Consider the following 20942-nt stretch of genomic DNA (forward strand, 5'->3'; position numbering starts at 1 on the left):
AACCGATGACCGAACCGACCCTGATCCGCGCCGCCGACGCCGAAGTCCTGTCCGACGCTCCCGGCAGCCTGATCACGCTGCTGGCCGACTCCGCCGCCACCACGACCAACCGTGCCACCCTGAACCCGGGCGTCTTCGGCACGCCCGCGCACTTCCACACCCGCGCGGCCGAGTTCTTCTACGTCCTCGACGGCGCCCTGCAGGTCTTGGTCGGAGAGGACCTGCACACCCTCGAAACCGGCGATTTCCTCGCCGTGCCGCCGACCGTCCCGCACGCCTTCGGCCCGGCCGCGGGCTCCGCCGCCGACGTGCTGGTGGTCTTCACCCCGGGCATGGCCCGCTTCGACTATTACCGGCTGCTCGACCGGGTCGCCCGCGGCGAAGCGGACCCGAAAGAGATCGCCGCGTCCTCCGAGCAGTACGACAACCACTACGTCGACAGCCCGCGCTGGCGGCAGGCCCGTGCCGACGCGGCGGCCTGAGCCGCGAGGCGGCCGCACCCGGTCAGAACGGCCGCGGACGCGGAACGGCCCCCGCGGGGGGAGGTCGCGGGGGCCGTTCCTGTTCGGTGATGGGAGCCAGCTACTGGCCGAGGCTCAAGCGGACCGGCTGGTCCGGCGTCCCTTGAGCTCGGCGAGACGTTCGTTCAGCAGGTCCTCGAGCTCGGGGATGGAGCGGCGCTCCAGCAGCATGTCCCAGTGGGTCCTGGGGGGCTTGACCTTTTTCTGCTCGGGCTGCCCGCCGTCGACGATCTCGGATTCGCTGCCGTGCAGGCGGCACTCCCACACCGTCGGGATCTCGGCGTCGTCGGAGAACGGCACCTCGAACTCGTGGTTCTTGGGGCAGGAGTAGCGCACGGTACGGCGCGGAGCGAGGTCGTGATTGCGGTCGGTCTCGTAGCTGACCGCTCCCAGCCGGCTTCCACGGAGAACACGGTCGGCCATAGTGGGATTCCTTTCAGTCAGCTCCGGGTGGAGCCAGGGTGATGCTCACCCTATGCAACGAACGAGGCATCCGAGGGATTCCCGGCACGCCATGTCGCTGCTCACGATGAGCTGCGTCACCCGTGGTCTTCAGCTTCCTCCAGAGGGAGTCGTTTCGCCCTCTGACGTGACGCGGATACCGCCTTCTTAGTGCGGATATCCCCCAGTCGGGCTAGTTAGGTTAGCGTTAGGACAACCGTAACTGACCGTGCTGGGCGACAGTGGGTCCCAGATCCCCCGAGCGGAAGTGGCGACGGCACAGTACCTGATAACGGACCGTGACCGTTTCGGCATCAGACCGTGCTGAAGCTGAAGATTCAACTACGGAGTGTTCGGTATCTGCCACCACGACGGTGTCCCCGTCACGGAGAATCACGTCGTCGCGGACCCGCGCGTTGAACCGGCCGGGCAGCCCGCACCAGCAGAGCACCTCGACCTGGACCGGCTGGAGCTCGTCGGCGATCTCGAACAGCCGGGCGGCCCCGGGGAACAGCCGGCTGCGGAAGTCGGTCGCGATGCCGAAGCAGTACACGTCGATGCCCGCCTCGTCGGCGAGTTCGGCGAGCTGGTCGACCTGGGCGGGGGAGAGGAACTGCGCCTCGTCCACGATCACGTAGTCCACGTGCTGCCCGCGCGCCCACTGCTCGCGCACCAGGTCCCGGATGTCGGTGCCGGTCGCGACCTCGGTCGCCCGCCGGACGATCCCGATCCGACTGGTGATCTGCGGCGCGCCGGACCGGTCGTGGCGGACCAGCACGAGACCGCGCCGGCCCTGGCGCGCGTGGTTGTGGTCGATCTGCAGCGCGAGCGTCGACTTCCCGCAGTCCATCGGGCCGTAGCAGAACTTCAGCCGTCCCCGCGCCGGACCGTTGCGCCGGGCCCCGGCGGGCGGGGCCGCGGAAAGCGCGTCGGTGGGGTCGTCGAGCACAACGTCGTCTGCAGCGGTCACGACGACCGACCCTATCTGGGCCTCACAGCACCTCCGGCGGACGGTTCCCGGCGGCCGCGATCGCGCGCCGCACCGGCACCAGCGCGACGAACACGAACCCGAGCACGAAGAACGCCACGAGCGCGACGATCGCCAGCCGGAACGACCCGGTCGCCTGCCCGACGCCGGCGAACACCAGCGGCCCGAGCCACGACGTGCCCTTCTCGCCGACGACGTAGAGCGAGTAGTACTGCGCGTCCTTCCCGGCCGGGATCATCTGGCTGAACAGCGACCTGGCCAGCGCGTTCGTCCCGCCCAGCACCAGCCCGATGCCGACCGCCACGGCGAAGAACTGCAACGGCTGCCTCGGCTGCACGAAGTACGCCCCGCCGAGAACCGCAACCCAGAGCACGAGACTGACCAGGATCGTCCGCTTCGCGCCGAGGCGGCGCGCGAGCAGGCCGTGCAGCACGCCGCCCGCGTAGGCGAGGAATTGGATCACCAGCACCGTGATGATCAACACCTCGTCGGAGAACCGCAGCTCGTCCTTCCCGTACTGCGCCGAGACCGTCACGACGGTGTTGATCCCGTCCGCGAAGAGCAGATAGCTGCCCAGGAAGGCGAGAGTGAGCGGATACGCCTTCGCCTCGCCGAGCGTCTGGCGCAGCTCGCGGAAACCGGCCCGCAGCACCGAAACGCCGCGGGGCGTCGCGGTCGGCACGTGGACGCGGGGGAGCCGCCGCAGGGTCGGGACGGTGAAGACGGCCCACCAGATTCCCGAGGTGAGGAAGCAGATCCGCACCGCGAGCCCGGTGTCGATGCCGAGGGACTCGCGGCTGAGGTAGAACGCGAGCTGCAGCGCGAGCGCGAGCCCGCCGCCGAGGTAGCCGAACGCCCAGCCCTTGGCCGAAACGTCGTCGCGCTCGTCCGGCGTCGCGATGTCCACGAGGAACGAGTAGTAGACGACCAGCGAACCGCCGTAGCCGATGTTCGCGAGGACGAACAGCGCCGCGCCCAGCTGCCAGTCCGAACCTGCCATGAAGAACATCAGCGCCGACGCGACCGCGCCGAGCACGGCGAACCCGCCGAGGATCTTGCGCTTGTCGCGGCTGCGGTCGGCCACCGCGCCCGCGATCGGCAGCACCAGCACCTGCACGATCGTCGCCACCGACAGCAGATAGCCCCACAGCGAGCCGGCGGGGAAGTGGAGGCCGAACAGCGACACGTCGCAGTGGTTGAGCTTGTCGTCGACTCCGGACGCGTTGAGACAAGCCCTGTCCCCATTAAGGGTGATGTTCTGCTTCGCGTCCGCGGCCGCGACACTGCTCATATAGAGCGCGCCGAACACCGTCGTGACCGACGAATAGAACGGCGAGTTGGCCCAGTCGTAGAAGTACCAGCCCCACCGTTCCCGCTTGCTGTCCCGGGTCTCGGCCAGTGTCATCCACGGCTCCTCGTTCGGTCGCGAATCTCCAGGTCGCGCCGGACATTACTGGCGCGGGCCCGGTCGGTACCGCCGAAGGGGGCAAACCGTGTCCGGTTCGTCGCTTCCGGTTTCCGCCACGCCGTGCGGCGGAACGCGCGACACGCCGCGCCGGGCGTGTCGCTGCCGCGATATCCGGGCGTGTCATGTGAGACTGCTGAGCGTGGTGTGACTCTTGTGGTCCATGAGCCACGTGCTTAGTGTGCGTGGCATGACCAACCGCGTTCGCACTGCCAGACGGGCCGCCGCCAGAGCCTTGCTGCTCGTGGTCGCCGTCCTCGGCATGGAACTCGTCGTCACCGGCGCCGCCTCCGCGGACCCCGCCTCGGGCACCTGGGCCAAGCTCCGCATGTGCGAGTCGAGCGGCCGCTACTCGATCAACACCGGCAACGGCTACTACGGCGCCTACCAGTTCGACCTCCCCACCTGGCGCAGCGTCGGCGGACAAGGCCGCCCCGACCAGGCCAGCCCCCGCGAGCAGGACTACCGCGCGCTCTACCTGTACCGGATGCGCGGCTGGCAGCCCTGGGAATGCGGCGGCATGCTCGGCCTCTCCAACGACGGCGACGCCCGCAGCAAGCGCGTCCCCTCCTGGGAAGAATCCGCCTACATCGGCGGCGGCGGACTGCCGACCCCGCCCGCGCCCAAACCGCCGCCCACCCCGCCTCCCGGCCCGCCCGGCGCGACGCCCGCGTGGCCCGGCCTCGTCTACGCCTACGGCGACTGCGCGCCCGCGCTGCGCACGTTCCAGCTGCGGATGAACGCCTTCGGCTACGGCTTCAGCGGCACCGGCTGCTACTACGACAAGACCCGCACCGCGGTCCTGGACCTGCAGCGCGCCAACGGCATCAACGATTCCGGCCGGCTCGGCCCGAAGACATGGAAGGCCGCGTGGGAGGGCAAGGCTCCGCGCTGACCCGCCCCGCCTCGGCGTAGCGCGCGGAGAGCTGCCGGAACGCTTCCTTCAGTTCGGCCGGGCCGACGACCTCGAGATCGGCGTCGACCCGGCCGAACGAAGCGGCCAGCCCGCGCCACGACCAGGCTCCGAGGCTCACCCGGCACCGGTCCGGCCCGAGCGCCTCGATCACGCCGTCGGCCAGGTAGCTCGCCGCTTCCGTCGCCGGGAGACGCAGGACCACCTCGCCTCGACAGGGCCATTCGCCGGACAGATCCGTCCCGCGGAACCGCGCGGCCACGAACGCCGCGACGTCGGGCAGCTCGCGCTCCGCGAACTTCGGCCCGCTCGGCGTACGCGGCGTGATCCGGTCCGCGCGGAAGATCCGCCAGTCGTCGCGGTCGAGATCCCACGCGACCAGATACCAGCGCTGGCCCCACGTGACGAGATGGTGCGGCTCAACGCGCCGGGGCGGGGTGTCCGTCGGGCCGTAATCGAACCGCAGCACCTCCCGGGCGCGCACGGCCGCGCTCAACGCGACGAGAGTCTGCGGATCCGCCTGCGGCGCCGGACGCTCGACGGCGGTGAAGCTCAAGGCGTCCACCCGATGCCGCAGCCGCGCAGGCATCACCTGCCGCACGGTCTGCAACGCCCGCCGGGCCGCCTCCTCGATCCCCGCGCCGGTCGCCGCCTGCAACGCGATCGCCAACGCGACAGCCTGGTCGTCGTCGAACAACAACGGCGGAAGCCGCGCACCGGCGTCGAGCCGATAACCGCCGTCCGGCCCCTTCGTCGTGACGATCGGATAGCCCAGCTCCCGCAACCGGTCGACGTCCCGGCGCACCGTGCGCGGACTGACCTCCAGCCGCTCGGCCAGCAGCGCACCCGGCCAGTCCTGCCGAGCCTGAAGCAACGAAAGCAGCGACAACAGCCGCGCGGAAGTGTTCGGCACGCCGTCGATCCTGCCTGCAGTAGCGGTCAGCTTCAGTCCGCTACCTTCCACTCGCCTCGTTCCCGCAGCACCTCGCGCAGCAGGTCCGGCCGATCGGTGACGATGCCGTGCACGCCCAGGTCCAGCAGCTTCCGCATCTCGTCCGCGTCATCGATCGTCCACGTGTGCACCTCGAACCCGCGCCGCACCGCCGACTTCACGAACGCCTCGTCGACCACTTTCAACGGCCCCTGCCGCACCGGGACCTGCGCGAGCCAGCCCGCCGAGAACCGGCTGATCTGCAGCAGCGGAGCCCAGCCGTTCGCCCACAACAGGAACGCCGACCGCGGCCCCATCGCGGTCAGCAGCTTCGGCCCGGCCAGCTTCCGCAGCCTCGCGAGCCGCGAGTCCGAAAAGGACGCCGCGGCGACCCGATCGATCGCCCCGGTCCGCTCCAGGGCTCGCACGAACGGGACCACGGCGCTGTCGGCTTTCACGTCGATGTTGAAAAACACGTCCGGCAGCTCCTCGAGCAGATCCTCCAGCCGCGACAACGGCGCCCGGCCGTCGATCTTGACGTCCTTGAGCTGCGCCCACGTCTGGGTCGCGATCGCCCCGTGCCCGTCGGTCGTGCGGTCCAGCGTCGCGTCGTGATGGACGACCACCACCCCGTCCGACGTGGCGTGCACGTCGGTCTCGAGATAGCGGTACCCCTCGGCGACCGCACGCTGGAACGCCGGCAACGAGTTCTCCAGCCCCTCCAGGTCGCCGAGATGCCAGCCGCGGTGGGCGAAGGCGCGGGGGAGCGAGTCGGCGAGGTACGGAAACGGTGGACGCATGGTTCCAGTCTGCGTCATCGGTGTGGCCCCGTCGTGAGAACGTGATGGACAGCTAGAGTCCGGCGGGTGAGGGAACTGGCCGAACACGCCCTGACCGGCGACGAACGCGTCGTGCCGCGCCGCACGAACGCCCCGAAACACTGCGGCTGGTGCGGACGCCGCCTGCCCGAAGCAGGCAACGTCGGACGCCGTCGGCGCTACTGCGGACAATCCTGTCGCCAGCGCGCCTACGAACGCCGGACCGCCCTGCAGCGCAGCGGCCTGCCCGAGGACGCCGTCGTGCTGTCGGACACCGAGATCGCCGCCCTGCAGGACCGCCTCTTCCAACTGAGGTGCGCCGCGGAAGACATCGTGACCGCCGCCCAGGACGGCGCGTCGGCCGGGGAGATGCGCCAGCTGGCGGAGGAGATCGCTGCGGCGGCGAAGGATCTTGAGCAGCTTCGCTGAGTCGGCGGCCGCCTGAATTCGAGTTGACCTTCCAGCCGGTGGCAGGTGCAGAGTGCCGGGCATGGACGACGCGACCGACCGCTACACCATCGGGGAGCTTGCCCGGCGCACCGGGTTGTCCGCGCGGACGATCCGATTCTGGTCCGACAGCGGGGTAATACCGCCGTCGGGCCGGTCCGCGGCCGGCTATCGGCTCTACAGTGCGGATGCGATCGCTCGGCTCCGGCTGGTCAGGACACTTCGCGAACTCGGTCTCGGCCTGGACGCCGTACGAGACGTACTCGATCGCCAATCCACGCTGGCCGAAGTCGCCGAGAGCCATGTCGAAGCCCTCGATGCCCAGATCCAGATCTTGCGGCTGAACCGTGCGGTCCTGCGCAGTGCACTCCGCCGAGACACCAAGACCGAAGGACTGGCCCTCATGCACGAGCTCGCCCGACTGCCGGCCCTCGAACGGCAGCAGTGCATCGACGGCTTCGCAGACAAGATATTCGCCGGCGTCGAGGACCCGGACGCTCTAGTCATCGCCGAGTTCATGCGGGAGATGCCGCCGCGGTTGCCCGACGACCCGACTTCCGCCCACGTGGACGCCTGGATCGAGCTGGCCGAACTCGTCTCCGACGACGACTTCCAGCAGACCATGCGGCAGATGGTGCTCCGCGGGGAATCCGACAACCGCATCGAGTTTGGCCTCAACGTCCGGCCGCTCGTCCTCGGACACGCTGGTCCCGCGGTCGAGAAGGGGATCGCAGCGGAATCCGGCGCCGGGCGGGCGATTCTCGACCGGATTGTGCCCGCTGATCTCGATGACACCGAGACGCGGGCCCTGCTCGAGTGGCTCGACCTGGTCGCCGAACCGCGCGTCGAGCGTTATTGGGAGCTGTTGGGTCTGCTCGACAATCGCCCGCCGGAACCGCGCAGCGTGCCCGCATTCGCGTGGCTCGCCGCAGCTCTGCGAGCACACCGACGGCAAAACCGGGCATAGGGGAGAGGCTGGGGTTGGCCTCCGGCCCGTTGACTCACCGCCACAGGCCACGCATTCCCCAGCTCACCTGAGTCCCGAACCAGGGCTCGGAAGCAGCGCGCTTACGACCGCGGAAGTTCCGCCACCCTGGCCAGATTCTCCAGCGACGCCGCCAAGTTGTCCGCCGTCATGGCGCGGGCGCGTTCGTTTCGCATCGTGTCGTCGGGATCCAGCTCGGACCAGTCGTAGGTGTGCGTCACCGCGGTGCGCGTCTCGCTGATCGGGTTCAGTTCCCAGCGCCACAGGTGTCCCGGCGGTTGCTTGCCCGGCTCGGACGGACGCCACGCCACCCGGCGGGCCTCTTCGAACTCCACGACGCGGTTCTCCCGGATCCAGCCGTTCGTGAGCGTCGTGGTGAAGACGTCGCCGACCGCGTGGACGCGCTGGCCCGCCTCGGACTCGGCCAGGTTGTCGTTGCCGTCCCAGCCGGGCTGCTGCGCCGGGTCGGCGATGAGCTCGAAAATCCGCTCCGCGGGGGCCTCGATCTCACGGCTGGCGCGCACGACGCGCGGGAGTTCGTCAGTCACGCGCTCATGCAATCACATCGGCCTCCCGCGCGTGGCCCTCTCGCGAAACGTCGTCCCGGGCCAATCCGTCGAGCGCGCGATAGGTCCGGTTGCTCGCCGCGGCGGCGCGTTGTTCCCGGCCGGTCGCCTCGATGTAGTTCTGACTCGTCACCAGGCTCGCGTGGCCCAGCAGCGACATGATCTCCGACGCCGTCGCCCCGTCTTCGGCCAGCCGCGTGGCGAACGTGTGCCGCAGCGCGTGGAGATTCGCCCCCGTCGGCACCCGGTCGTGCAGGCCCGCCCACCGATAGCACGACTTCACCAGGTACTCGAGCGCTCCGCGGCCGATCGGGTTGCCCGCCCGGTCTCGCAGCAGCGGTTCGCTCGCCGGGAAACGTTGCCGGGGAAACCGTCGACGGCACGACGCCTGATAATCCTCGATCAGCTTCGCCAGCGCTGGCTGTACCGGGATCGACCGGTCCCGGCTGCCCTTCCCGTGGACGTGCAGCCGCAATTCGCCGTCCCGTCCGACCACCGACCGCGGCGTGAGCGCGCGCATTTCCGCTGCCCGCAGGCCCGCGACCAGGCCGAGTGCCAACACCAGCACGTCTCGCTCCGGCCAGGGATCCCGTGCGCGCCGGGCACCGTCGGCCGCCGCGGTCAGCAGTTGCTCGGGAGTTTCCTCGCCCCGCAAGGGTTTCGGCGTGAGCGGGGGAGTCTTGGGCCGCGCGACCGCTCCCATCGGATTGCCCGCGAGCAGACCGTCCGACACACAGAAAGTCAGGAACTGGTTCCACGTCGACCATGCCCGCAACACCGAGCTTTTCGCGTGGCTGTCGGCAAACGCGCCGAAGGCGGCCCGCAGCACCGGCGCGGTCAGCTCTTCGACGTCCACCTCGTCGCGGCCCAGCTCCGCCAGCAGGAGAGCGGTGATCCCGGCGAGGTCGCGCCGATAGGCGGCAGTGGTGTGCGGCGAGTCCTTGCGCGGCCGCCGTGCCGCGAAGAACGCTTGCTGTGCCTCGGAAACGAGCATAGTGATCTTGTACCGCACAGCACCGACAATTTCGACGCTACCCGTTGTCTGATATATGATGCATAATAGCGATTATGCATGAAACATGGCCGCGGAAGGGCCTGGGAGGGGCTGAATCCCCTTGGGGGACAGCACTTTCCGGTCCGTCCGTTCAAGGCCGGAATCTCCCGGTGCGGCACCCGAAGTCCGCGTTCAAGGCCCGCGTCAGCGCGGTGAGTTGCTCTGACGCTGGGCTGGACCTGTGTCGCGTTCCTGCGGTCGAGTGGATCTTCTGACGCCTGAGACGTCCTCAGCGCGTTCGAGAAAGTTGTTGTGCTCCAACCTCAATGTCCAGCCAGTCGTGCTTAATTCGTCACGGTGACGAATTAAGCACGACTGGGACGGCGGTTCCCGTCGGGGATCTCGGGTCGCCCTCCGGCGGAAACCCGCCCAGGGGCTCCGGGGCGTCGATCTGCCCCCAGCCGGATGTCAGCCAATGCCCAATGAGTCCAGGAGCGTCCGAGTCTCGCGCCGATGCGCACAGAAGCAAGTCATGCAAGCGCATCAGACCCTTGGGAAGCCTCTCCTCAACCCGCTGATCAGCAGGTCGACAAAACGCCGATAATGTACATTATGTCAAGTAAGCCGTTGAAGGCGCTGCCCCGGCTGCAGGGACAACTCACCAGGCCAACGGGCCGTCGATGTCCGTGTAGGTGCCGGTCGGTCCGTCGGTTCCGATCTGCGCCATCCGGACGATGATCTCCGCGCCCTGTTCGACCGGCTGGCCGCCTTGGCGTCGGTTGATGTCCGTCCGCGTGTAGCCGGGTTCGACGGCGTTGATCCGGATTCCCGGGTACGCCTTCGCGTACTGCACAGTCACCATGTTCACCGCAGTCTTCGACGCGGGATACGCCATGCCGCGGTACGCGTACTGGTGTGTCGCCTGGTCCGTCATCCGGCCCAGCGAGCCCAGCGCGCTGCTGACGTTCACCACGACCGGCGCGGACGATCGCTGCAGCAGCGGCAGGAACGCGTGCAGGACGCGCACGACGCCGAAGACGTTGGTCTCGAACGTGGTCCGCATCAGGTCGGCGGTCGTTTCGCCCGCACCGACCGGTTCCCCGTCGCTCTTCAGTTCGACGGCGATGCCCGCGTTGTTGACGAGGACGTCCAGTCCCCCTTCGGCCTCGACGGTTTTCGCCGCGGCGAGGACCGACGCTTCGTCGGTGACGTCGAGCTGGACGGTCCGTGCGCCGAGTTCCTCCGCCGCTCGCTGGCCGCGGGCGGCGTCGCGCGCGCCGACGTAGACGGTGTGTCCGGCGGCGACGAGACGGCGGGCGGTTTCGTAGCCGAGTCCTTTGGTAGCACCGGTAATCAATGTTGTGGTCATGGCGGCGAACGTATGTGCTGGAGCGCGGACAAGGTCAAGCGCCGGCGGCAGGATGAGTGGATGCCGCTTCCTGAGCCGACGACGCACGACTGGTCCCGTGACCACGATCCGGAGCATCTGCGGTTGATCCGCGAGAATCCGACGCGGTACGCGCCGAGCGGGATGTGCCACCTCGTTCTCGAGGTGCTGGCCTACGCCGCGGACGAGGCCGAGGATCAGGGCGCGGGCCGTGCGGTCGTCGAATTTCACCCAGACGGTTCGGTTTCTGTCACTGACTACGGTCGCGGGACGCAGATGGCGACCGGCGACGACGGGCGGCCGGTGCGGAAGCCGGTGATGGCGACGAAAGACTTCCGGTACTTCGATTCTCCGCCCGCCACTCCCCTCCCGGACGGGCATCCGCGGTACGGGATGTCGGTGGTCGCGGCGTTGAGCGAGTGGCTGGTGCACACGAATCGCCGTGCTGAGGGCGCGTGGACGCAGCGGTACCACAACGGTGTCCCGGCCGACGAATTGGTTGCGGTGCGGTCGGACGGGACTACCGGGACGACGGTGCGGTTCCTTCCGGCGGCCGGGTTGGGCGGCGTGGTGTCCGCCGAGTCGATGCGGCCGTTGGCGGAGCGGTTGAGCCGGGTGCTGGTCGTCGAGGTCTAGTCCACTCCCCTGGGCGGTCCTTGGCTGATGCGGCGCAGGGTGGGTTCGAGGCGGTCGAGGTCGCTGGTGGTGATCAGCTGCCGTTCGTCCCACCAGGTCGCGCCTGCTTCGGCCAGCGGGGCGAGCACGTCGCGGGCCCGGGCCGGGTCGCCGGGGGTGCGGCCGCCGACGACGAATTCGAAGTTCTCCCCCGCGCCGTGTTTTCGGGCGTAGGACACGACATCGCGGACGTCTTCGGGTGCCGGGGCGACGCCGTGCGTGGCGTTTTTGAACAGCGGCGCGACGCCGTCCCAGCGCGCGGCGCGGCGGACTGGCTTGCGGTTGGGCCAGACGGCGGCCAGCCAGACCGGCGGGCGCGGCTGCTGGACGGTGGCGGGCCGGAGGGTGACGTCGCGGACCTGGTAGTGCTTGCCGTCGTGGTCGACCGGGTTTCCGGACCAGTAGCGGTCGAGGAGTCCGAGGCTTTCGTCGAGGTGCTCGGCCAGGACGACCGGGTCGGTGGGCTGGCCGAAGCTGCCGAACTCATCGTCGATCGGCCCGCCGAGGCCCGCGCCGAAGATGACCCGTCCGCCGCTGAGTGCGTCGAGGGTGGCGACCTGGCGGGCGAGGTGCTCGGGACGGCGGCGGGGCACCGCGGTGACCAGCGTGCCGATCTTGAGCGTGGAGGTCGCCAGCGCGGCCGCGGTCAGCAGGATCCAGGGGTCGCCGAACGGCTGGTCGCGGCGGATTTCCTTGTCGTGGACCACGTGGTCCCACAGGAACAGCGCGTCCCAGCCTTCTTGTTCGGCCGCCGCCGCCACTCTCGCCACGGTCCGCGCGTCGGCGAAATCGCCGAAGTTCGGGATGTTGATCGAGAAGCGCATAACGGGCATGGTCCCGGCGGACGCGGTGGTGCGGCAAACGAATTAGCGGTCAAAGGAAAGCGTCCCGCGCCGGACAAGCGAAGCGACCGTTGACGCAAGTTGTGAATCGGTGGTTCACTTCTTCCCGTGGCCTACCGCAGAACCCCCAAGGTCCAGGAGCGGCTCGACGCGCTCCGGGAGACCATCCTCGACGCCACCGTGCAGCAGCTGGCCGAGCACGGCTACTCCGGCTGTTCGGTGGCCGCCGTCGCGGAGCGGGCCGGGGTCGCGGTCGGCACGGTGTACCGGCACTTCCCCACCAAGGCCGATCTCGTGGTGCGGGTTTTCCGGCAGGTCGTGTCGCGGGAGGTCGAGGCGGTGCGGTCGGCCGCGGGCGGGCCGGTCGATCCGGTGGCGCGGGTCGTGGCGGTGTTCGAGACGTTCGCGATGCGGGCGTTGAAGGCGCCGCGGCTGGCGTATGCGCTGCTGGCGGAGCCGGTGGACGCGGTGATCGACGCGGAGCGGCTCGAGTTCCGGCGGGTGTTCCGCGATGTCGTGGCCGAGCACGTCGCGGAGGGCGTGCGGGCCGGGGTGTTGCCCGCGCAGGACGCGGCGGTCAGCGCGGCGGCGCTCGTCGGCGCCGCGGCGGAGGTGTTGATCGGCCCGCTGACCAGCGGCGGGTCGGCGGAGGTCAGCGAGTTGCGCACGTTCGTCGTGCGGTCACTGGGAGGTTCGGATGCCCGCGACGCATGAGGTCGTCAATCAGGTCCCGCCGCTGGAGCACGACGTCGCGGCCGATCCGGCGCTGGCGGAGGCGGTCGGGCGCACCGAGGCGTCGTGGGTCGTCGACGAGCTGCACGAGCTGGGGCGGCTGGCCGGCAGCGAGCAGGTGCAGGAGTGGAGCCGGCTGGTCAACGAGAACGAGCCGGTGCTGCGCACGCACGACCGGTACGGGCACCGGATCGACGAGGTCGAGTTCCACCCGCATTGGCACGACCTGATGAACGTCGCGGTGTCGCACGGGCTGCAGGCCGCGCCGTGGCGCGACGAGCGGCCGGGGGCGCACGCGGCGCGGGCGGCGAAGTTCTATGTCTGGAGCCAGTCCGAGGCGGGGCACACCTGCCCGATTTCCATGACGTACGCGGCGGTTCCGGCGTTGCGCGCGAATCCGGAGCTGGCGGCGGAGTACGAGCCGCTGCTGGCCTCGACCGAGTACGACTTCGGGCTTCGCGAGCCGGGCACGAAACGCGGCCTGATCGCGGGCATGTCGATGACCGAGAAGCAGGGCGGGTCGGACGTCCGCGCCAACACCACCTCGGCGCGGCCCGCCGGCGACGGCAGCTACCGGCTGGTCGGGCACAAGTGGTTCACCAGCGCGCCGATGTCGGACATGTTCCTCACGCTCGCGCAGGCCCCCGGCGGGCTGTCGTGCTTCCTGCTCCCCCGCGTGCTCCCGGACGGCAGCCGGAACCCGATCCGGTTGCAGCGCTTGAAGGACAAGCTCGGCAACCGGTCGAACGCGTCGTCGGAGATCGAGTACGACGACGCGGTGGGCTGGCTCGTCGGCGAGGAGGGCCGCGGGGTCCGCACGATCATCGAGATGGTCAACAACACCCGGCTCGACTGCGCGCTCGGCAGTTCTTCGGGCATGCGGCTGGGCGCGGTCCGCGCGGTGCACCACGCGACGCATCGGCACGCGTTCGGCAAGGCGCTCGTGGACCAGCCGCTGATGGCGAACGTGCTGGCAGACCTGGTGCTCGAGGCGGAAGCGGCGGTGGCGGCGTCGATGCGGCTCGCGGCCGCGGGCGACCGGCCCGGCGACGAGCAGGAGCAGGCGTTCCGTCGGCTCGGGCTCGCGGTGACCAAGTACTGGGTGTGCAAGCGGGCGCCGATGCACGCGGCCGAGGCGCTGGAATGCTTTGGCGGCAACGGGTACGTCGAGGAATCGGGCATGCCCCGGCTGTACCGGGAAGCGCCGCTGATGTCGATCTGGGAGGGCTCGGGCAACGTCGCGGCGCTCGACGCGTTGCGGGCGATGGGACGGCAGCCGGAGTCGGTGGCGGCGTTCTTCGCCGAGGTCGAGCAGGCCGCGGGCGGGGACGCGCGGCTCGACGACGCGGTCGACCGGCTCAAGAAGGATCTGTCCGATGTGGACGACCTGGAGTTCAGGGCGCGGCGGGTCGTCGAGTCGATGGCGTTGGTGCTGCAGGGTTCGCTGCTCGTGCGGCACGCTCCGCGCGCGGTGGCGGACGCGTTCTGCGGCACGCGGTTCGGCGGCGACTGGGGCCTGGCTTTCGGCACTTTGCCCGCTGGAACCGACACTTCCGCGATCATCGCCCGCGCCCGCGTCTAGTCCGCGTGTTCCGCCGGACAGGGCGCGGCGGCGCGGGCTACTGTCCCTGCCCGTGACCGAACCTGTTTACGTAACCGAGACGCGGACCGCGTACGACACCGTCGCCGAGTCGTACGCCGAGATGCTCAAGGATTTCCTCGAGTCGAGCACGTGGGACCGGACGATGCTCGGCGCGTTCGCGGAGCTGACCGGCGAGGGGCCGGTGGGCGATCTGGGCTGCGGCCCCGGCCGGCTCACCGGGTACCTCGCCTCGCTGGGCTTGGACGTCTTCGGCGTCGACCTCTCCCCCACGATGGTCGAGGTGGCCCGCCGGACGCATCCGCACCTGCGCTTCGAAGTCGGCTCGCTCGCCGCGCTGGACCTCGCCGACGGCTCGCTCGCCGGTGCGCTCGCGTGGTACTCGCTGATCCACACGCCGCCGGAGGAGCTTCCGGTGCTGGCCAAGGAACTCGCCCGGGTGCTGCGGCCCGGGGGCTGGCTGCTGACCGCGTTCCAGGTGGGCGACAACCAGCGCCGCCGCATCGAAAACGCCTACGGCCACGACATCGCCGCCGACGCGTACCGGCTGGACCCGGATTTCGTCGCGCAACTGCTCGCCGACGCCGGTTTCGTGGTGGACGCGCGGCTGGTGCGCGAGCCGGGCCCGAGCTACGAGGCGACGCAGCAGGCGTACGTGATGGCCCGCAAGGAGGGCTGAGGAGCGTCCACTGGGGACAGAAGGGGGCGGGCACTTTTCCCTGCCCCCTTCAACATATAGCGCACCCCGGGGCTTGCGGCAAGGCCCGGGTAGTGCTCCACAATCGTCCGCCGGAGCCACTGCCTGCGGAAAGACCGCGGGCGGGAATCGGCTCCGGTACAGGGGACGAGAAGTTCATGGTGGACGTGATCGTGGTGGGGGCCGGGCCGGCGGGAGTCATGCTGGCCGCGGAGCTGCGGCTGCACGGGGTGCGCGTGGTCGTGCTGGAGAAGGAGGCGGAACCGCCGAAGTACGTGCGCGCGCTTGGGATGCACTCGCGCAGCATGGAGATCCTCGACCAGCGGGGGATGCTGGAGCCGTTCCTCGCCGAGGGGTCGACGCATCCGGTCGGGGGTTTCTTCGCGGGGATCGCGCGGCCCGCGCCGGAGCGGCTGGACACCTCGCATCCGTACGTGCTGGGGCTTCCGCAGCCCATCACCGACCGGCTGCTGGCCGAGCACGCGGTGAAGGCGGGCGCGGAGATCCGGCGCGGCTGCGAGGTCGTCGGGCTGAGCCAGGACGACGACGGCGTGCGCGTTTCGCTGGCCGACGGGAGCGAGCTGCGAGCGCGCTACCTGGTCGGCTGCGACGGCGGGCGGAGCACGGTGCGCAAGGCGCTCGGCGTCGCGTTCCCGGGCGAGCCCGCGCGGCGCGAGGTGTTGCTGGGCGAGATGGAGGCGACCGCGGATCCCGCCGAAATCACCGCGCGGGTGATGGAAATCCGCAAAACGCAGCTGTGGTTCGGGGTCGGGCCGCTGCGCGACGGGATGTTCCGCGTGGTCGTGCCTGCGGCCGGGGTGGTCGAGGACCGGCAGGAGCGGACGCCGACGCTGGAGGAGGTCAAACACCAGCTGCGCGAGTACGCCGGAACGGACTTCGGGGTCCACTCCCCTCGCTGGCTCTCGCGGTTCGGGGACGCGACCCGGCAGGCCGCGCACTACCGCGTCGGCCGGGTGCTGCTGGCCGGAGACGCGGCGCACGTCCACCCGCCGCTGGGCGGGCAGGGGCTCAACCTCGGGATCCAGGACGCGTTCAACCTCGGCTGGAAACTCGCCGCCGAGGTCAACGGATGGGCTCCGGACGGGCTGCTGGACACCTATGAGGCCGAGCGGCATCCGGTCGCGGACGCCGTGCTGGACAACGTCCGCGCGCAGGGCGTGGTCATGTCGCCGGATCCGGACGGGCGCGCGATGCGGCGGCTGCTGACCGAGCTGATGGCCTTCGACGAGGTCAACCAGCTGCTGCTGGAGAAGGTGCTGGCGCTCGACGTCCGCTACGACTTCGGCGACGGGCATCCGCTGCTCGGACGGCGGATGCGGGACCTGCCGCTCAAGCGGGGACGGCTGTACGAGCTGATGCACCGGGGCCGCGGGCTGCTGCTGGACCAGACCGGGCAGCTCTCGGCGGACGGCTGGGCGGACCGGGTCGACCGTGTCGTGGACGTGAGCGAGGACCTCGACGTGCCCGCGGCGCTGCTGCGGCCGGACGGGCACGTGGTCTGGACCGGCGAGGACCAGCGGGAGCTGGAGGCGCGGTTGTTGCACTGGTTCGGCGAGAAGCGATGAGGACGTAGCGGGGCGGGTTTCCCGGCTTCCCTGGGGGTGCCGGGAAACCCGCCGCGGCGGTCAGGGACGCACCGGGCCGCCCCAGCAGTCCTGTTTGCCCAGCCGCACGGACGTGTTGGTGTACACGCCGTCGGCGATGGTGTCGCCCATGATCGACCGCTGGTCGGTCGGGCGCGGCCACTGGTAGCACCAGTGCTGGGCGAAGTAGCCGCCGGCCGCCTGGATCGGGTCGAAATCGCAGATGCCGTCGGTCTGGATGCAGTAGCGAATGGACCGGACGCCGGCGAAGTCCGGGCGGCCCGCGCCGAACGAGACGTACCCGCCGAACGGCGACGGCAGCCCGGCGCCCGGCGGGAGCGTCGCGCTGATCCCGGTCCCGGCCGGGCCGGGCGGCTGCATCGGGTCGGCGAACAGCTTCGCGCTGAACTTCGCCTTGTCGACGCCGAGCTGGTCGTCGGCGATGTCGTCGAGCACCAGGTTCGCCACGATCGCACCCTGGGAGTAGCCGACGACGGTGAACTCCGCGTCCGGGTTCTCGCGGTAGGCGTCCTGGACGACCTGGCGGCCCCGGTCGTGCCCGATCGCGACGCTCTGGTCCATCGGGGTCTGGTCGCAGTTGGGCGCGCCGGCGGCTCCGGCGGGATAGTCCACGACCCGCGCGATGCCGCCTTGCAGCCACTCCGGACGGTAAACGGTTGCCTTCCCGTCGCAGGTGCCGCCGATCAGGATGTAGTAGTGCGCGTCGTCGGCGTGGGCCGGTGCCGCGCTGGCGAATCGCGCGCCGAGCGTGGCGACGACCGCGCCGATCAGCGCGATCCTGCTGGCTTTCTTCCCCATCGGGTCCCCTCCGCGTCGAATGGTCAGCACGTTACTGAACGCACCCGGGAAGCTACGGAGGAGCGATGAAATCCTGCTGAAAGCATGATCGCCGACGCGCTGTAGCGCGGGCCGATGCCGCTGGTCAGACGGCACGGGCGCCGGATCCGGGTCCACCGGATCGGGTGACCTGCGGTCAGGCCGGGCTTCTCCCCCGGCGGGTCCGGCGGGCAGGGGGAAGGTCGTGCAGGGGCGGTCCGGCGACCACGGTGTTGCGGATCGTGCCGATCCCTTCCACGGTCACGCGGACGGTGTCCCCGACGCGCAGCGGCGGCGGTTGCCGGTCGCCGCGCCATCCCCAGAGTTCGGCGAGACAGCCGCCGCCGCAGGTTCCGGAGCCGAGCACGTCGCCGGGCCGGACCCAGGTGCCGCGGCTGGCGTAGGAGATCAGCTCGGCGAAGGTCCAGGCCATGTTCGCGAGCGTGTCGCCGCCGACTCGGATGTCGTTGACGAAGACCTCCATGCCGAGGTCGTAGCGGCCGCCGCGCTCGCGGCCGGCCAGTTCGTCCGGGGTGACCAGCACCGGGCCGAGGGTGGTGGCGGTGTCCTTGCCCTTGGCAGGTCCGAGTCCGACGCGCATTTCGCGGCTCTGCAGGTCGCGGGCCGACCAGTCGTTGAGGACGGTGAACCCGGCGATGTGGTCCGCCGCCTCGGCCGGGGACAGGTTGAAGCCCGCTTTGCCGATCACGGCCGCGACTTCGAGTTCGAAGTCCAGCACCTCGCACCCGGGCGGCATCGGGACCGGGGCGCCCGAGCCGATCGCCGCGTGCGGGTTGGTGAAGTAGAAGGCGGGGGCTTCGTACCAGGCGTCCGGGACTTCGCCGCTTCCGGTGATCGCGCGGAGCGAGCCCGCCGTGTGCTGTTCGAAGGTGATGAAGTCGCGGATGCTGGCGACCGGCACCGGGACTTCGATCGACGCGGTTTCGTCCCACACCGATTCGCCCGCCGATGCGGCCTCCCCGGCGGCGAGCGCCTGGAAGACGTCCGCGGTCTCGGGAAGCAGATCGATGCGAGCGCCCTCGACGACGCCGTAGCGCGGCACGCCGTCGACGAGCAAGGACCCGATTCTCACGCTGCCTCCTCGTCGAAGATCGCGACCGCGCGGGTCCATCCGGCCGAGGCCGCGTGGATCTTCACCGGGAAACAGGCGATCTGAAAGCCGGTGGCCGGGAGGCTCTCCAGGTTGTGCAGTTTCTCGAGATGGCAGTAGCCGATCTCGCGACCGGCGCGGTGGCCCTCCCAGATGATCGAGGCGTCGCCGTCGCGCGCGTAGCGCTCGGCGGTGAACACGAACGGGGCGTCCCAGCTCCAGGCGTCGGTTCCGGTCACCCGCACTCCTTGTTCGAGCAGGTGCAGGGTGGCGGCGCGGCCGATTCCGCAGCCGGAGCCGACGTAGTCGTCCTGGCCGTAGCGGGTGCCGGCCCGGGTGTTGACCACCACGATGTCGAGCGGGCGCAGCCGGTGGCCGATCCGGTCGAGTTCGGCGTCGAGGTCGGCCGGGGTGACGACGTGGCCGTCGGGCAGGTGGCGGAAGTCCAGCTTCACTCCCGCCTGGAAGCACCAGTGCAGCGGAACCTCGTCGATCGTCATGGCCCGGCGGCCGCCGTCCATTGTGGACGCGTAGTGGTACGGGGCGTCGAGATGCGTGCCGGTGTGCGTGGTGGCCTCGATCCGCTCGATCGCCCAGCCTTCGCCGTCGGGCAGGTCCGCGGCCGTCGCGCCCGGGAAGAAGCGGAGCAGGTCCGGGACTGACTCCCGGTGGTCGACGTAGGTGATCGAAGGCCGGTGGCCCGGCGGGTCGGAGGCGATCCCGTCCCGCAGCGGGACCGAAATGTCCACGAGCTGTCGCATGACGGCTCCTTCCGGGGCTCTCATCGCGGGATGACGGGCACGAGCAGGTGGGAGGCGTGGTCGCCGCCGACGTGGATGACGGCCTTCTCGGCCGGGCGGCGGAGGCCGGGATGGTCGTGGGTCATGAAGCCGAGGTCGCTGTCCCCGGTGACCAGTTCGAGGCGCAGGCGCTCGCCCGGCGCGAGGGTGATGCTGGTGGGCCAGATCTCGACCTCGAGCAGGGTCGGCTCGCCGGGCACGAGCGGGATTTCGCGCGTGTGGGGGTGCCACGGCCGGTACGGCAGCGACCGCTCAGGGTCGGTCTCGCGGTGGGAAGCCTTGAGCCAGCCCATGGTCATCGGGACCGGGCCGCCCTGGGGGCCGACCGCCGGGATCGGCTCGCCGTCGGCGCCGATGTGCTGCACTCGGGCGAAGACGTCGAGGTCGTCCTGGTCGGCGCTGAGCCACAGCCGCAGCGCGAGCGGGCCGGTCAGCTCGAGCGGCTCGGACACCGGGGCGGTCTCGAAGCTCGCGGGGTAAGCAACTGTCGCGGCGTCGGCGGGCGGGTCCCAGTCGAGGACGCCGTCGCCGAGGTGCAGCTCGCGCCATTGCGTCTGCGGGAGCGGAAAGTCCGTGGTGTCCCGCCACTCGACCTCGCGCCCGTGCCGGATCGCCAGTCGCACCGGGGCCACGCCGTCCATGCGGTCGGGCTGGTCTTTGAGGAAGCGGTCGAGGAAGCGCAGTTGCAGATCCAGCGCCCACTCGGCGTAGTAGGGGTCGATGTGGGTGCCGGTGTGCACCACGAGCCACTTGTCCTTGGACGCGGCGCGGGTCCAGCCTTCGATGTTGCCGCGCAGGTGCACATGCAGGGCGCCCCAGTTGCCCGCCGACAGCACCGGCACGGTCACCCGGTCGAGATCGACGATGCGGGCCTGGTGGAAGTCGTCGAGGACGGGACGCCGCGGGAGCACCTCGCGCCAGTCGTCGCCCTCGTCGCCGTTGCGCTGCGGGGTGATCTGGCGGTTCCACCAGAACTCGACGAACCCGTGGGCGTACAGGCCGCCCTGGTAGATGAAGTCGCGGTAGAAATCGGTCGCGCCTTCCCAGGCCACGATCGCGGCCAGGTGCGGCGGCTGGAGCTCCGCCACCCGCCAGCCCATGATCGCGAGCCACGAGATGCCGCTGGAGGCGACCTTCCCGTTGGACCACGGCTGCTCGGCCGCCCATTCCACGACGTCGTAGAAGTCCTCGGAATCGCCCGGGCTCATCAGGTCCATCCGGCCGGGCGATTTGCCGGTGCCGCGGGTGTCGGCGCGCAGCACCGCGTAGCCGCGGGCCGTCCACCACTCGGGATCCGGGGTCTCCCAGACCATGTGCTCGTGGTGCGGCACCAGGTCGTAGAGCGGATAGCGCTCCGGCCAGTGCACGTCCTTGCCGTACGGGCTGATCGACGCCAGCACGGGGAACGCGCCGGGGTCGTCGGGAAGGAACACGTCGGCCAGGATCGGCGAACCGGTGCGGGTGGGGACCTCGATGTCCCGTTCGATGCGCATCTCAGCACTCCTGTGGGCGGTCGCTGTTAAAGCAAGTCGGCTTGCGTCAAGAGTATGACCACGGGGTTCCGCTAAAAGCAAGCGGACTTGTATTA

Annotated in this window: 22 protein-coding genes; 9 read left to right on the forward strand and 13 right to left on the reverse strand. The window is 70.2% G+C overall.

The window, feature by feature from the left end:
- The first annotated feature begins 5 nt into the window (after nt 1-5).
- Nucleotides 6-482 carry a cupin domain-containing protein gene (locus SSMG_RS18770; RefSeq protein WP_009078443.1) on the forward strand — a complete coding sequence of 159 codons (477 nt, stop codon included), beginning with the start codon at nt 6-8 and terminating at the stop codon, nt 480-482.
- A gap of 114 nt (nt 483-596) precedes the next feature.
- Here the strand turns inward: SSMG_RS18770 and SSMG_RS18775 are convergent, their stop codons facing one another.
- From SSMG_RS18775 to SSMG_RS18785, 3 genes are all read right to left on the reverse strand, one after another.
- Entirely contained in the window at nt 597-944 is a 348-nt protein-coding gene (locus SSMG_RS18775; RefSeq protein ID WP_009078445.1) for an RNA polymerase-binding protein RbpA, read from the reverse strand.
- A gap of 226 nt (nt 945-1170) precedes the next feature.
- A complete protein-coding gene (locus SSMG_RS18780; RefSeq protein WP_037714143.1) occupies nt 1171-1932 on the reverse strand; it encodes a thymidine kinase in 762 nt (253 codons plus the stop codon).
- A 22-nt stretch (nt 1933-1954) separates the two neighbouring features.
- Nucleotides 1955-3355 carry an MFS transporter gene (locus SSMG_RS18785; RefSeq protein ID WP_037714145.1) on the reverse strand — a complete coding sequence of 467 codons (1401 nt, stop codon included), beginning with the start codon at nt 3353-3355 and terminating at the stop codon, nt 1955-1957.
- A gap of 250 nt (nt 3356-3605) precedes the next feature.
- Here SSMG_RS18785 and SSMG_RS18790 point away from each other — a divergent pair, with 250 nt between their 5' ends.
- The gene (locus SSMG_RS18790; protein WP_050788217.1) at nt 3606-4310 is read left to right on the forward strand and encodes a transglycosylase family protein; all 705 of its coding nucleotides are present in this window, start codon (nt 3606-3608) and stop codon (nt 4308-4310) included.
- Here the strand turns inward: SSMG_RS18790 and SSMG_RS18795 are convergent.
- Entirely contained in the window at nt 4243-5241 is a 999-nt protein-coding gene (locus SSMG_RS18795) for a YafY family protein (RefSeq protein WP_037714147.1), read from the reverse strand. The genes SSMG_RS18790 and SSMG_RS18795 overlap by 68 nt on opposite strands.
- A 32-nt stretch (nt 5242-5273) precedes the next feature.
- The gene (locus SSMG_RS18800) at nt 5274-6059 is read right to left on the reverse strand and encodes a glycerophosphodiester phosphodiesterase (protein ID WP_009078454.1); all 786 of its coding nucleotides are present in this window, start codon (nt 6057-6059) and stop codon (nt 5274-5276) included.
- Between the two features lie 66 nt (nt 6060-6125).
- Between SSMG_RS18800 and SSMG_RS18805 the strand changes: the two genes are divergently transcribed.
- Together SSMG_RS18805 and SSMG_RS18810 are read left to right on the forward strand one after the other, a co-directional pair.
- On the forward strand, nt 6126-6506 hold the full coding sequence (locus SSMG_RS18805) for a hypothetical protein (protein ID WP_050788218.1): 381 nt from the start codon (nt 6126-6128) through the stop codon (nt 6504-6506).
- A gap of 61 nt (nt 6507-6567) precedes the next feature.
- Complete coding sequence (locus SSMG_RS18810; RefSeq protein WP_009078458.1) at nt 6568-7491, forward strand: MerR family transcriptional regulator; 924 nt, start codon at nt 6568-6570, stop codon at nt 7489-7491.
- A 101-nt stretch (nt 7492-7592) separates the two neighbouring features.
- On the opposite strand, the gene SSMG_RS18815 is transcribed toward SSMG_RS18810, so the two are convergent.
- From SSMG_RS18815 to SSMG_RS18825, 3 genes are all read right to left on the reverse strand, one after another.
- Nucleotides 7593-8057 (reverse strand): SRPBCC family protein, encoded by a 465-nt coding sequence (locus tag SSMG_RS18815; RefSeq protein WP_037714150.1) that lies wholly within the window; start codon nt 8055-8057, stop codon nt 7593-7595.
- A gap of 4 nt (nt 8058-8061) precedes the next feature.
- The gene (locus tag SSMG_RS18820) at nt 8062-9087 is read right to left on the reverse strand and encodes a tyrosine-type recombinase/integrase (RefSeq protein WP_050788219.1); all 1026 of its coding nucleotides are present in this window, start codon (nt 9085-9087) and stop codon (nt 8062-8064) included.
- Nucleotides 9088-9727: 640 nt separating this feature from the next.
- Nucleotides 9728-10438: an SDR family NAD(P)-dependent oxidoreductase gene (locus SSMG_RS18825; protein ID WP_009078466.1), complete on the reverse strand. Its 711-nt coding sequence runs from the start codon at nt 10436-10438 to the stop codon at nt 9728-9730.
- A 60-nt stretch (nt 10439-10498) separates the two neighbouring features.
- Here SSMG_RS18825 and SSMG_RS18830 point away from each other — a divergent pair, with 60 nt between their 5' ends.
- A complete protein-coding gene (locus SSMG_RS18830; RefSeq protein ID WP_050788448.1) occupies nt 10499-11092 on the forward strand; it encodes a hypothetical protein in 594 nt (197 codons plus the stop codon).
- On the opposite strand, the gene SSMG_RS18835 is transcribed toward SSMG_RS18830, so the two are convergent.
- On the reverse strand, nt 11089-11955 hold the full coding sequence (locus tag SSMG_RS18835; protein ID WP_037714152.1) for an LLM class flavin-dependent oxidoreductase: 867 nt from the start codon (nt 11953-11955) through the stop codon (nt 11089-11091). The genes SSMG_RS18830 and SSMG_RS18835 overlap by 4 nt on opposite strands.
- Nucleotides 11956-12081: 126 nt before the next feature.
- Here SSMG_RS18835 and SSMG_RS18840 point away from each other — a divergent pair, with 126 nt between their 5' ends.
- The 4 genes from SSMG_RS18840 to rox all read left to right on the forward strand — a co-directional run bounded on the left by SSMG_RS18840 (nt 12082) and on the right by rox (nt 16588).
- Nucleotides 12082-12687 (forward strand): TetR/AcrR family transcriptional regulator, encoded by a 606-nt coding sequence (locus SSMG_RS18840; RefSeq protein ID WP_009078470.1) that lies wholly within the window; start codon nt 12082-12084, stop codon nt 12685-12687.
- Nucleotides 12671-14287, forward strand: a complete 1617-nt coding sequence (locus SSMG_RS18845; protein ID WP_009078472.1) for an acyl-CoA dehydrogenase family protein — start codon at nt 12671-12673, stop codon at nt 14285-14287. Before SSMG_RS18840 ends, SSMG_RS18845 begins: the two co-directional genes overlap by 17 nt.
- A gap of 52 nt (nt 14288-14339) precedes the next feature.
- Nucleotides 14340-14984, forward strand: a complete 645-nt coding sequence (locus tag SSMG_RS18850; protein ID WP_009078473.1) for a class I SAM-dependent methyltransferase — start codon at nt 14340-14342, stop codon at nt 14982-14984.
- A 176-nt stretch (nt 14985-15160) separates the two neighbouring features.
- Nucleotides 15161-16588: a rifampin monooxygenase gene (rox, locus tag SSMG_RS18855; RefSeq protein WP_009078474.1), complete on the forward strand. Its 1428-nt coding sequence runs from the start codon at nt 15161-15163 to the stop codon at nt 16586-16588.
- Between the two features lie 60 nt (nt 16589-16648).
- Here the strand turns inward: rox and SSMG_RS18860 are convergent, their stop codons facing one another.
- From SSMG_RS18860 to SSMG_RS18875, 4 genes are all read right to left on the reverse strand, one after another.
- The gene (locus SSMG_RS18860; protein ID WP_037714154.1) at nt 16649-17425 is read right to left on the reverse strand and encodes a PE-PPE domain-containing protein; all 777 of its coding nucleotides are present in this window, start codon (nt 17423-17425) and stop codon (nt 16649-16651) included.
- Between the two features lie 175 nt (nt 17426-17600).
- The gene (locus tag SSMG_RS18865) at nt 17601-18536 is read right to left on the reverse strand and encodes a fumarylacetoacetate hydrolase family protein (RefSeq protein WP_009078479.1); all 936 of its coding nucleotides are present in this window, start codon (nt 18534-18536) and stop codon (nt 17601-17603) included.
- Entirely contained in the window at nt 18533-19315 is a 783-nt protein-coding gene (locus SSMG_RS18870) for a cyclase family protein (protein ID WP_009078481.1), read from the reverse strand. Before SSMG_RS18870 ends, SSMG_RS18865 begins: the two co-directional genes overlap by 4 nt.
- Before the next feature lie 20 nt (nt 19316-19335).
- Nucleotides 19336-20847, reverse strand: a complete 1512-nt coding sequence (locus tag SSMG_RS18875; RefSeq protein ID WP_009078483.1) for a CocE/NonD family hydrolase — start codon at nt 20845-20847, stop codon at nt 19336-19338.
- Nucleotides 20848-20942 lie beyond the last annotated feature (95 nt).

This window comes from Streptomyces sp. AA4 (genome assembly GCF_000158875.1).
Classification (GTDB): domain Bacteria; phylum Actinomycetota; class Actinomycetes; order Mycobacteriales; family Pseudonocardiaceae; genus Amycolatopsis.

Excerpts from the sequence above, each read along its gene's own strand:
- SSMG_RS18770 (WP_009078443.1), top strand. The coding sequence starts at position 6 with ATGACCGAACCGACCCTGATCCGCGCCGCCGACGCCGAAGTCCTGTCC.
- SSMG_RS18775 (WP_009078445.1), bottom strand. The coding sequence starts at position 944 with ATGGCCGACCGTGTTCTCCGTGGAAGCCGGCTGGGAGCGGTCAGCTAC.
- SSMG_RS18785 (WP_037714145.1), bottom strand. The coding sequence starts at position 3,355 with ATGACACTGGCCGAGACCCGGGACAGCAAGCGGGAACGGTGGGGCTGG.
- SSMG_RS18790 (WP_050788217.1), top strand. The coding sequence starts at position 3,606 with ATGACCAACCGCGTTCGCACTGCCAGACGGGCCGCCGCCAGAGCCTTG.
- SSMG_RS18800 (WP_009078454.1), bottom strand. The coding sequence starts at position 6,059 with ATGCGTCCACCGTTTCCGTACCTCGCCGACTCGCTCCCCCGCGCCTTC.
- SSMG_RS18810 (WP_009078458.1), top strand. The coding sequence starts at position 6,568 with ATGGACGACGCGACCGACCGCTACACCATCGGGGAGCTTGCCCGGCGC.
- SSMG_RS18825 (WP_009078466.1), bottom strand. The coding sequence starts at position 10,438 with ATGACCACAACATTGATTACCGGTGCTACCAAAGGACTCGGCTACGAA.
- SSMG_RS18830 (WP_050788448.1), top strand. The coding sequence starts at position 10,499 with ATGCCGCTTCCTGAGCCGACGACGCACGACTGGTCCCGTGACCACGAT.
- SSMG_RS18835 (WP_037714152.1), bottom strand. The coding sequence starts at position 11,955 with ATGCGCTTCTCGATCAACATCCCGAACTTCGGCGATTTCGCCGACGCG.
- SSMG_RS18845 (WP_009078472.1), top strand. The coding sequence starts at position 12,671 with ATGCCCGCGACGCATGAGGTCGTCAATCAGGTCCCGCCGCTGGAGCAC.
- rox (WP_009078474.1), top strand. The coding sequence starts at position 15,161 with ATGGTGGACGTGATCGTGGTGGGGGCCGGGCCGGCGGGAGTCATGCTG.
- SSMG_RS18860 (WP_037714154.1), bottom strand. The coding sequence starts at position 17,425 with ATGGGGAAGAAAGCCAGCAGGATCGCGCTGATCGGCGCGGTCGTCGCC.
- SSMG_RS18870 (WP_009078481.1), bottom strand. The coding sequence starts at position 19,315 with ATGCGACAGCTCGTGGACATTTCGGTCCCGCTGCGGGACGGGATCGCC.
- SSMG_RS18875 (WP_009078483.1), bottom strand. The coding sequence starts at position 20,847 with ATGCGCATCGAACGGGACATCGAGGTCCCCACCCGCACCGGTTCGCCG.